Genomic DNA, 10,119 nt, shown 5'->3' on the forward strand with positions numbered 1-10,119 from the left:
TGATTCTGTCTTGCGCTTTTGATCAAGCTCCCTTCAGCTTTTCTCCGATTTCCCGGCATGAAAGTGCAGAATGGTCTGAATCTTTCCTGAAAAATAAAGGATCAGCCATGAGCAACTATTCCACCGAGAATCTGCGCACCCTCGCTTTGGTCGGCCACGGTTCCTGCGGCAAAACCTCTCTGATCGAGGCCATGCTCTACCGCTCCGGCATGATTCCGGAGCTCGGCAGCGTTGAACGCGGCAACACGATGTGCGACAACGACGCACTCGAAAAAGAGGTCGGTCACTCAATCCGCCTCGCAGTTGCGCACGTGGATACGGCCATGGCGGACCTTACGCCTGTCCGCATTCACATCCTCGACACCCCGGGCTACCCTGACTATCTCGGGCAGGACCTTTCCGCGCTTGACGCCGTCAAATCGGTCTGCGCAGTGATTGATCCGACGCGCGGCCCAGAGCTTCTCACGCGCCGCATGATGGAAGCGGCCAAGGAGCGCGGACTCTGCCGCATGATCGTCATCAATAAGTTTGATCTCCCGGATGCCGATCTTGAAAAGTGCCTCGAGGAACTGCGCGAAACGTGGGGACCGGGCGTGCTGCCCATCAATCTCCCGACGCGCAACCGCACGCACGTCATCGACTGCTTCGATCGCGAGGACGGCGACAGCGACATCATGACCGTCGAGGACGTTCATCGCGCCTTCATCGAGCGCGTGGTTGAAGAGGACGACGAAATGCTCGAGCGCTACCTCGAGGAAGGCCATGTCGATCCGAGACTTCTGCACCCGCTCGTCACCAAGGCGCTCCGCGAGGGCCACGTCATCCCGGTCTGCTTCACTTCAGCGAAGAACCTCATCGGCATCCGCGACTTCATGAAGGTGATCATCCGCCACCTGCCGCATCCTGGCGAAGCCAATGAAGCGCTCTTCCAGAAGAAGGACGGGTCGCCCTTCCGCACCTATCCGGACAAGAACCTTCCGGTCATTGCTCAGGTCTTCAAGATCGTGAACGACCCCTTCATCGGCAAGATCGGCGTCTTCCGCGTGCATCAGGGCACGATCAGAAGAGACTCCGTTCTTTATGTCGACAACAGCAAGAAGCCAATCAAGGCGACGCGTCCGCTCATTCTGCAGGGCAAGAACACTCAGGAAACGGATCTCCTTTCGCCGGGCGACATCGGCGCTCTCGCCAAGATCGACGAACTTCAGTACGGCTCCGTCATTCACGGCGACCCGATGGACGGCGGCGTCCGCATGCGTCCCATCAACTTCCCGCGCCCGATGTACGGCCTTGCCATTCGTCCGGCACGCCGGGGCGACGAGAGCCGCATGAACGAAGTGCTCGCGAAGATGCAGAGCGAAGACCCGACAATGTCGGTCGAGCACGATCCGGTCCTCAACGAAACCGTCATCCGCGGCCTCACCGACATGCACGTGCGCTCGATCCTCAACCGCATGCGCGCCAACTTCAAGCTTGAGGTTGAAACTGCGGCCCCCTCGATCCCCTATCGCGAAACCATTTCCGCGCCGGCGGAAGGCCATGCCCGCCATAAGAAGCAGACGGGCGGCGCCGGTCAGTTCGGCGAGGTCTACCTGCGCGTCGAACCGCTCGAACGCGGCAAGGGCTTCGAATTCGTCGATCAGGTGAAGGGCGGCGTCATTCCCTACAACCTCATCCCGGCCGTGGAAAAAGGCGTGCGCGAGGTTTTGGCGACCGGCTTCGTCGCGGGCTACCCGATTGAAGACGTGCGCGTCACCGTTTACGACGGCAAGAGCCACCCGGTCGACTCCAAGGAAGTAGCCTTCGTTGCCGCCGGCAGGAAAGCCTTCCTTGACGCGCTCGCCAAGGCTGCGCCCCAGGTGCTCGAACCCATCGTCTCCGTTGAGGTGACGGCTCCTGAAGCCTACATGGGCGACATCGCGGGCGACCTTGCCAGCCGCCGCGGCCAGGTGACCAACACCGAAGCGCTTCCGGGCGGCGACATCGAGGTGACGGCGCTCGTGCCGCTCGCTGAACTCGAAAACTATGCAACGCGCCTGCACGCCCTCACGCAGGGCACCGGCGCATGGAGCATGGAGCTTTCGAGCTATCAGCCGGTACCGGCGGCCCGTCAGGCAGAGCTCGCTGCCAACTTCAAGCGCGCCGATGAAGACTGATTGACCTGAGGCTTCGGCACGGTGCCTTCATGCATCTTTCCCGAAGCCCGGTCAGCTTCCGCTTCAAAGAAGAGGACGACAGGAAAAACAACTGCCGTCCTCTTTCCTATAATGCGTGGCGATTGACTGAACTTTTTTCGGTCCTCTAGCGAGGACCATGCGATCATGCCCATTTACGCATACAAGTGCACTTCCTGCGGATTTGAAAAGGATTTCCTGCAGAAGATGAGCGACAAGCCCCTTACAAAATGCCCGAAGTGCGGCAAGGACACCCTGAGAAAGGAGCTTTCAGCCCCTGGCTTTGAGCTGAAGGGCTCCGGCTGGGCTGCCACCGACTTCAACAGCGGCCCCAAGGCTGTTCCGGCTGCCCACGTGCATTCGGACAAATAATCCCCGGGAATCCTTTTGCTGCGCCGTAGCTTCCCAATATGCGGCGCAGCTCCAGAAAGCCGTGCCGCGACCACCTTCGCAGCGCGGCTTTTTTCGCGCAACGCATCATGCTCAAGAAATACTTTTCCGCAGGCCTTCTGCTCTGGGTGCCTCTCGCGATCACGCTCTGGGTTCTCGAAAGCCTCATTCGCTGGTCCGACGTCGTCCTGAATCTTCTGCCCCCTGAACTCAATCCCGAGAAACTCATCGGCTTCGAGATCCCGGGGCTTGGCCTTCTTCTCGCGGCAGCCGTCATCCTCATCACCGGCGTGCTCGTCGCCAACATGCTCGGGCAGTGGGTCGTTTCGCGCTGGGAGTGGTTCCTCGACAAGATTCCCGTGGTCCGGCCGATCTATTCGGGCGTGAAGCAGATCCTTGCCACGGTTCTCTCCGACCGGACGCAGAGCTTCAGGGAGGTCGTGCTCATTGAGTTTCCCATTTCCGGCTGCTGGACCTACGGCTTCATTGTGGCGACTCCCGGCAAGGAGACGCTCGAAACGCTCTCGGCCACGGAGATGGTGACGGTTTTCGTTCCGACGGCGCCCAACCCGACTTCGGGCTACGTCATCATGGTCGAGCGCGAAAAGCTCCGCAAGACCACGACCACCATCGAGCAGGCCTTTAAATTCCATGTTTCCCTCGGCGTCATGACCCCTGAAGGCGCTCTCAGGGGAGCGTCCGAAAAGCGCGACGCTTCAGCAGAAAATCAGGCAAAAAAGCCCGCCGGTTAGGGGAAAACGCGCTCGCGAGGCGGTCTTTCGAGCTAAACTCATGCTACGGCTTGGTCCCGGAGCGCTGCCGCTACAAACGACGGAACGCCGGACAACCCCCAAGCGCGACAGATTTCAAGGCAGCTCCCCAGCCTCGAAAGGGTTTGGGGCGCGCTATTTTTTTCATACCCTGCTGGCCCTGCGGCCAGCAACTCTGGGAGCTTTTATGCGAACCGTGTACTCTGGCTTGGTTGATGAGTCCTTCATCGGCCAGACTGTGACCCTCTACGGTTGGGCCCATCGTCGCCGCGACCATGGCGGCGTGATCTTCATCGATCTTCGCGACCGCGAGGGTCTCGTGCAGGTTGTCTGCGATCCGGATCGTCCGGAAGTGTTTGCCACCGCCGACCGCTGCCGCAACGAATACTGCCTCAAGGTCGTCGGCGTCGTCCGCGCGCGTCCTGAAGGCACGAAGAACGACTCCCTGATTTCGGGCGGCGTCGAAGTCCTCTGCCACGAGCTTGAGATCCTCAACGCCTCGGCCACGCCTCCGTTCCACCTCGACGACGAGAACCTCTCCGAGACGACGCGCCTCACGTACCGCGTGCTCGACCTGCGCCGTCCGGTCATGCAGAAGAACCTGCGCACCCGCTACCGCACGGCCATGGCCTTCCGCAAGTTCCTTGACGCCAACGGCTTCATCGACATCGAAACGCCGGCCCTCACGCGCTCCACCCCTGAAGGCGCCCGCGACTACCTCGTGCCGTCCCGCGTTCAGGAAGGGTGCTTTTACGCTCTGCCGCAGTCCCCGCAGCTCTTCAAGCAGCTCCTGATGATCGCCGGCTTCGACCGCTACTACCAGATCGTCAAGTGCTTCCGCGACGAAGACCTTCGCGCCGACCGCCAGCCTGAATTCACCCAGGTCGATATTGAAACCTCGTTCCTCAACATGGACGAGATCCGCGGCCTGATGGAAAAGCTCGTCCGCACGGTCTTCAAGGAAGCGATCGACGTTGATCTCGTTGATCCGTTCCCCGTCATGCTCTACGACGACGCAATGGCGATGTACGGCTCGGACAAGCCCGATCTCCGCATCAGCCTGCGTCTGCACGAAGTGACCGACATCGTCGCCAACTCGGCCTTCAAGGTCTTCTCCGGCGTCAAGTCGCTCCACAACGGCAAGGTTGTCGCGATGTGCGTCCCGGGCGCCGCTTCCATGCCGCGCTCCGAAATCGACACCTACACCGAGTTCGTCAAGATCTACGGCGCCAAGGGCCTCGCCTACATCAAGGTGAATGAGCTCGCCCGCGGCCGCGAAGGCCTCCAGTCGCCGATCGTGAAGAACCTCTCCGACGAAGAACTCAAGGCGATCCTTGAACGCGTCGGCGCCAAGGACGGCGACGTGGTCTTCTTCGGCGCGGATAAGGCGAAGATTGTCTGGGACAGCCTCGGCGCCCTGCGCCTCAAGATCGGTCACTCCGAATTCGGCAAGGAGCACAAGCTCTTCACGCCGGGCTGGAAGCCCCTCTGGGTCGTCAACTTCCCGATGTTCGAGTACTCGGAAGAAGAGGACCGCTGGGTTGCCTGCCACCATCCGTTCACCTGCCCGCTCGACGGCGACGAGGACAAGCTCCTCACGGATCCGGAACACTGCTACGCCAAGGCCTATGACTGCGTTCTGAACGGCTGGGAAATCGGCGGCGGCTCGATCCGTATCCACCGCGAGGACATTCAGGAGAAGGTCTTCGCCGCGCTCAAGATCGGCCCCGAAGAGGCTCGCCAGAAGTTCGGCTTCCTCCTCGATGCCCTCAAGTTCGGTGCGCCTCCCCATGGCGGCCTCGCTTTCGGTCTCGACCGCATCGTCGCCATGATGGTCGAAGCCGATTCGATCCGCGACGTCATCGCCTTCCCGAAGACGCAGCGCGCTCAGTGCCTCCTCACGCAGGCTCCGTCGACGGTTGACGAGAAGCAGCTGCGCGAGCTTCACATCAAGCTTCGCCGCGAACCGAAGAAGGAAGAGCAGTAATCACTCTCTGACGACTTCTTTCAGGGAGCCTCATTTCTGAGGCTCCGCCGGAAGCCCCGCCTAAACTGCGGGGCTTTCTTTTCTTTATTCCCTTCAATTCCACAGCCCGGACACCCTCACATGCAAAGCCTCTGGATGCTTGCCGCAGCCTTCCTCTTTTCGCTGATGGCCGTCTGCACGAAGCTCGGCGCAGAGCACTTCTCCACCTTTGAGCTTGTCTTTTACCGCTCGCTTTTCGGCATGATTGTGATCGCGCTCTGGGTGCTTCTTAAGCGGCAGACGCTCCGAACGCAATTCTTCTTTTCTCATATGAAGAGAAGCTTCTTCGGCACGCTCGGCCTCACGATCTGGTTCTGGACCCTCGGCGTTCTGCCACTCGGCACGTCCATGACCCTCAACTACACGAGCCCGCTCTATATGGCGCTCTTCGTTTCCGTAATCGCGCTTCGAGCCGGCCGCCGTCCGAGCCTTGGACTCCTCGCAGCCATTGCGGCAGGCTTCATCGGCGTGGTCCTCGCGCTTCGCCCGGAAGTGCATGCGGGCGAGGAACTCGCCGCGACAATCGGGCTTTCCTCCGGATTCTTCTCTGCGCTCGCCTACATGCAGGTAAAGGGACTCACCAAAATCGGCGAACCCGACTGGCGCATTGTGTTTTACTTCACGCTTTTCGGAACCGTCTGCGGACTCCTCGGGCAGCTCGTCACTGCGGGCTGGCTCAATCCGATCCGGGCCGGAGACCTCCCCGCGCTCCTCGGCATCGGCGTAACGGCAACCCTCGCGCAGCTTTGCCTCACCCGCGCATGGGGTGCCGGCAACATGCTCCTCACGAGCGCGCTTCAGTTCTCAGCCATTGTCTTTGCCGCAGTGCTCGGCCTCCTCTTCTTTGCCGAACCCATTGCTCCCGCCACTGCCATCGGCATCGCGATCATCATCGTGGCAGGCGTTTCGGCTACGGTGCTCACGAAGCGCACGCCGCAGAAATAAGGCTTCAGCGGATTTCCAGTCTGCCGCCTGAACGAAGAACGTCATTCCAGTCCGTTCCGGGTTCAGGCGGAATACGGACCGTCACCTCGATATCCGGGCGGCTTCTGCGGATGCGGGCGGCCAATTCATAAGCCCCCGCCGCTCCGGCATAAGAACGGTCGTTGTCGCCGCAGATGTGAATCTTCTTCACGCCTTCGGGCACCTCACCGAACTTTCTGAAGCCTGTGAGTGAAATGGCGCTCCAGACGGGAAGCCCCGTCATCTCATGAACGGAAAGCGCTGTTTCGATGCCTTCGGCGAGACAGAGAATCGCCGTGGGCGGGAAGAGCCGGATGAGGCCGTCCTCAATTGCGCCCGGAGCAAGCTTCTTGGGAGATGAAAGAGGCGCCTTGCCGCCGTCGGGCGTCAGAAAGGTTCTGTGAAGCGTAATGATCCCGCCGCTCCCGTCCGTCACTGCCGCGAGAAGCGCGGGGTACCTGCCGGCAGAACGGCGTTCTCCGTTCTCATTCGTTTCCCAGGCCTCAGCCTCCGCTTCCGCACGGAGCATTGCGCTCGCGTCGCAAGTCCCTAGCCCGCGAGAAGCGAGGTACTTCCACTGAGGCGACTCGCGGCTCAGGTTCCTGAGCGGCACGGCCGCATTCCAGCGGGCGAGATTGCGTTCCCTCCTCCTGGCGTTCTTTTCTGCATCCGAAAGTTTTTCCTTGCGAGGATGGAATGCCTCCCGCTGATGCTCAATGCCGAGATAAGCCTCCAGCCAGCGCAATGTTTGCGGGAAGGTTGTTCCCCTGAAGCGCTTCACAAGCTCAATGCCGTCGCCATACCCGCAGCCCCGGCAGTACCAGCGTCCGTCGGGTTCGTTGCGCTCTCCCTTGAGGAGGCTGAAGCGATCCCGTCCGCCGCAAAGCGGGCACGGACGGTTTGACTTTACAAAGTGCCCGGGATCCATCCCTGCAGCGGCGAAAATTTCGGGCCAGCGCCCCTGAGCCGTATGTTTGATGCGGTTGAGGGCAGAGTCCATTAAGGCCGCTCCCGGGTGAAATGAAAGAAATCAGAACGAAATCAGCCAGTGGTCCTGGTCTTTCCAGGGATCAAGCGTATAGCCAACTTCCGTCACAATGCCCTCGGGGTTGAACTGCACCCAGCAGGCCATGTCGAAAGCGCCTTCATCCTTGAAGCGGTACATCCAGGCATGCTGGTTTGAGAGAGCAAATTCGTACTTCTGCGCGCACTTGCCGAAGAGATTCCAGACATCCTTTTCAGTGGAAACGCCCGGCTTGATGAGTGCAAAGTGTTCGCGATCGAGCGCATTGATGCGGCTCACGAGCTTTCCGGTCTTGTCGAGCGTAAGCCACCAGACTTCCTGCGCGGCGCCCTGGCCGGAGTATACGAGCCGCGTACTGCCGTCGGGCAGCGTCACGCGGGCATCGGGGCTGCCGAGATATTCAACAATCTGGCTGTCGCTCTCCCCCATGTCCAGAAGCTGGGGATGCGCGCAGGCAGCAAGAAAAAAGGGAAGAACCAGCGCAGCGCAAAGCGCTCTGCAAAGACGCTTCTTCATTTTGCCTTTCCTTTCGGGAGCGATTCCACCGGAGCAGTCTTCTCGGCCCAGTCGCACTCGAGATCATCAATCAGACGCTTCATCGCGTCCTTGAATTCCTTTTTGCCGACGCCGAGGAGAACGGCATCCTCATAGCTTTCGGAAAGCAGTTCAGCGATTTCGTGCCAGTTTTCCTCGAGCACGCGCACCGACTCCGTGCAGGAAACGGTCGTACCGTCGCAGCGCAGCCATTCTCTCGGGGCAGATATGGGCTTTTTCACTCTGTGTCTCCAGGTTGGCGTCCGTATGTTTTGAATTTCTGAACGACCCGCGCCATCTCATCAGCCGGAATGAGGCGCGGTTCGCCAAGCGAACGAACAATACAGTACTGCCGGGCGAGATTCTCTACTTCGGCAAGAAGCTGAATGGCTTTCGCGAGCGTTTTCCCGAGTGCGAGCGAGCCGTGGTGCTCGAGCAGACAGGCATTCTTCTTCCGGAGCGATTCGGCTGCGCGCACGGCAAGCGCATGCGTGCCGAAGGTCTCGTATGGAACCACGTCGATCGAATCGCCGCCGGCTGCCGCCACCATGTAGTGGAAAGCCGGGATCGGCATGTTCTGGCACGCCAGAGCCGTAGCGTAGGCCGAGTGGCAGTGCGCGACGGCTCCTGCATCAGGCCTCGCGAGGTACACCTCGGCATGCATCTCCCACTCGGAGCTCGGGAGCCTCCTGCCCTGAAATCCGCCGCTTTCAAAATCAATGAAAACGATGTCTTCGGGAAGCAGCGTTTCATACGGGATTCCGGTCGGCGTAATCAGAAAGCCGTCCCGGAAACGCGCGGAGATGTTCCCCGACTTATTGACGTTGATGCCGCGGCTGTTGAGTTCGCGCGCCGTTTCAATGACGGCGCGCCTCAGCGCAAGTTCCTCAGAGTCCTGCATTTGCAATCTGATCCTGGAAGGCTGCAGCAAGGTTGGTGGGCGAAAATACGCCGCGCTCGGTAATGATGCCGGTGATGAAGCGGTTGTGGGTCACGTCGAAAGCCGGGTTCGCCGCCGACTCATTGGGAGAGGCAAGCTGCAGGGTGGCAACCTCGCCCGAGCGGTCAATTCCTCGAAGCGAAAGGACTTCGGACGCTGAGCGGTTTTCAATCGGGATTTCCCGCTTGCCGTCATTCAGCTTCCAGTCGATTGTCGACGAAGGCGCCGCCACATAGAAGGGAATTTCATTGTCCTTGGCAGCGAGCGCCTTGAGATAAGTGCCGATCTTATTGGCAACGTCGCCCCGCCGCGTAATGCGGTCGGCGCCGACGATAACCATGTCGACCGCTCCCTTCTGCATGAGTTCGCCGCCGGCGTTGTCGGCGATGATGGTATGGGGAACGCCCTGCTGCCCGAGCTCCCAGGCCGTGAGGAGCCCCTGATTGCGGGGCCGCGTCTCATCTACCCAGACGTGCACGGGCGTGCCTCTTTCAAACGCGAAGTAAATCGGCGCAAGCGCCGTGCCGTAGTCGACGGTAGCGAGCCACCCGGCATTGCAGTGCGTGAGGATGTTGACCGGACGGCGAAGCTTTCTGTAGAGCTCTGCGATCAGACCGTAGCCCGCGTCGCCGATGGCGCGCGAAAGCATGACGTCTTCCTGCGTCATTGCTTCTGCGAGCTTCACGGCAGCCGCAAACCTTAGGGACGGCTCCCGGGGCAGAAGCGCCGCGAGCATCCGCTGGACAGCCCAGGAAAGATTCACCGCTGTCGGGCGAACATTCTGAATCTGCTCGGCCGCCTTGAGGAGAGCGGCATTTTCAGGATTTTCCTTGGTCGCAAGCACAACAGCCCAGGCGCCGGTAATGCCGATAAGCGGCGCCCCGCGAACGCGCATCACATCAATCGCCTCCACGCAGTCGCGCCAGTCTGAAAGCACGCGCTTTTCAAATCGATAGGGCAGAAGCGTCTGATCGATGATCTCGACGGCTGTGCCGTCATCGAGTGCGCGAATGGTGCGGGTGGGGATGCCATTGACCTTCATACATTTACCTCCGGGGAATCTGCTCGACTGCGGAAAGCGCCATTCCACATGCAGGACTGCTCTCTGGCGAGGAGGACCTGCAGCGGGTCAAGGCTTTACGCGTTTGAAGCAGCGAAGAGCCGAAAATATTCGCAAAAACCGATCCTCCGGCCCCTATATTGCAGTTTAGCAAGCACTTGTCGGAAGGTCTCTCCGGCTACACTCCAGGGCTGACGCACATTAATTTCTAATTTCAGCTGGAATCTTTTGATTTTCA

General features: G+C 60.2%; 10 protein-coding genes. 5 read left to right on the forward strand and 5 right to left on the reverse strand.

The window, feature by feature from the left end:
- Positions 1-107 precede the first annotated feature (107 nt).
- The 5 genes from fusA to Q0106_RS04000 all read left to right on the forward strand — a co-directional run bounded on the left by fusA (position 108) and on the right by Q0106_RS04000 (position 6,305).
- Entirely contained in the window at positions 108-2,156 is a 2,049-nt protein-coding gene (gene fusA / locus Q0106_RS03980; protein ID WP_297609111.1) for an elongation factor G, read from the forward strand.
- Between the two features lie 165 nt (positions 2,157-2,321).
- A complete protein-coding gene (locus Q0106_RS03985; RefSeq protein ID WP_297609114.1) occupies positions 2,322-2,546 on the forward strand; it encodes a zinc ribbon domain-containing protein in 225 nt (74 codons plus the stop codon).
- A 107-nt stretch (positions 2,547-2,653) separates the two neighbouring features.
- Entirely contained in the window at positions 2,654-3,316 is a 663-nt protein-coding gene (locus Q0106_RS03990) for a DUF502 domain-containing protein (protein ID WP_297609117.1), read from the forward strand.
- Between the two features lie 205 nt (positions 3,317-3,521).
- Entirely contained in the window at positions 3,522-5,321 is a 1,800-nt protein-coding gene (gene aspS, locus Q0106_RS03995; protein WP_297609119.1) for an aspartate--tRNA ligase, read from the forward strand.
- Positions 5,322-5,441: 120 nt separating this feature from the next.
- A complete protein-coding gene (locus Q0106_RS04000; protein WP_297609122.1) occupies positions 5,442-6,305 on the forward strand; it encodes a DMT family transporter in 864 nt (287 codons plus the stop codon).
- Positions 6,306-6,309: 4 nt separating this feature from the next.
- Here Q0106_RS04000 and Q0106_RS04005 read toward each other — a convergent pair whose 3' ends face one another.
- From Q0106_RS04005 to mtnA, 5 genes are read right to left on the reverse strand one after another with little or no spacing between them, the layout of a single operon-like run.
- Positions 6,310-7,323, reverse strand: coding sequence for a toprim domain-containing protein (locus Q0106_RS04005; protein WP_297609125.1), 1,014 nt, complete (start codon positions 7,321-7,323; stop codon positions 6,310-6,312).
- A 30-nt stretch (positions 7,324-7,353) separates the two neighbouring features.
- A complete protein-coding gene (locus Q0106_RS04010; RefSeq protein WP_297609129.1) occupies positions 7,354-7,863 on the reverse strand; it encodes a hypothetical protein in 510 nt (169 codons plus the stop codon).
- Complete coding sequence (locus Q0106_RS04015; RefSeq protein WP_297609132.1) at positions 7,860-8,123, reverse strand: hypothetical protein; 264 nt, start codon at positions 8,121-8,123, stop codon at positions 7,860-7,862. The genes Q0106_RS04010 and Q0106_RS04015 overlap by 4 nt, the downstream gene beginning before the upstream one ends.
- Positions 8,120-8,782, reverse strand: a complete 663-nt coding sequence (locus tag Q0106_RS04020) for a class II aldolase/adducin family protein (RefSeq protein WP_297609135.1) — start codon at positions 8,780-8,782, stop codon at positions 8,120-8,122. The genes Q0106_RS04015 and Q0106_RS04020 overlap by 4 nt, the downstream gene beginning before the upstream one ends.
- Positions 8,769-9,863 (reverse strand): S-methyl-5-thioribose-1-phosphate isomerase, encoded by a 1,095-nt coding sequence (gene mtnA / locus Q0106_RS04025; RefSeq protein ID WP_297609139.1) that lies wholly within the window; start codon positions 9,861-9,863, stop codon positions 8,769-8,771. The genes Q0106_RS04020 and mtnA overlap by 14 nt, the downstream gene beginning before the upstream one ends.
- Positions 9,864-10,119: the final 256 nt, after the last annotated feature.

Origin of the sequence: uncultured Sutterella sp., assembly GCF_937923675.1 — a bacterium.
Taxonomy (GTDB): Bacteria; Pseudomonadota; Gammaproteobacteria; order Burkholderiales; family Burkholderiaceae_F; genus Sutterella.

Excerpts from the sequence above, each read along its gene's own strand:
- fusA (WP_297609111.1), top strand. The coding sequence starts at position 108 with ATGAGCAACTATTCCACCGAGAATCTGCGCACCCTCGCTTTGGTCGGC.
- Q0106_RS03985 (WP_297609114.1), top strand. The coding sequence starts at position 2,322 with ATGCCCATTTACGCATACAAGTGCACTTCCTGCGGATTTGAAAAGGAT.
- Q0106_RS03990 (WP_297609117.1), top strand. The coding sequence starts at position 2,654 with ATGCTCAAGAAATACTTTTCCGCAGGCCTTCTGCTCTGGGTGCCTCTC.
- aspS (WP_297609119.1), top strand. The coding sequence starts at position 3,522 with ATGCGAACCGTGTACTCTGGCTTGGTTGATGAGTCCTTCATCGGCCAG.
- Q0106_RS04000 (WP_297609122.1), top strand. The coding sequence starts at position 5,442 with ATGCAAAGCCTCTGGATGCTTGCCGCAGCCTTCCTCTTTTCGCTGATG.
- Q0106_RS04005 (WP_297609125.1), bottom strand. The coding sequence starts at position 7,323 with ATGGACTCTGCCCTCAACCGCATCAAACATACGGCTCAGGGGCGCTGG.
- Q0106_RS04010 (WP_297609129.1), bottom strand. The coding sequence starts at position 7,863 with ATGAAGAAGCGTCTTTGCAGAGCGCTTTGCGCTGCGCTGGTTCTTCCC.
- Q0106_RS04020 (WP_297609135.1), bottom strand. The coding sequence starts at position 8,782 with ATGCAGGACTCTGAGGAACTTGCGCTGAGGCGCGCCGTCATTGAAACG.
- mtnA (WP_297609139.1), bottom strand. The coding sequence starts at position 9,863 with ATGAAGGTCAATGGCATCCCCACCCGCACCATTCGCGCACTCGATGAC.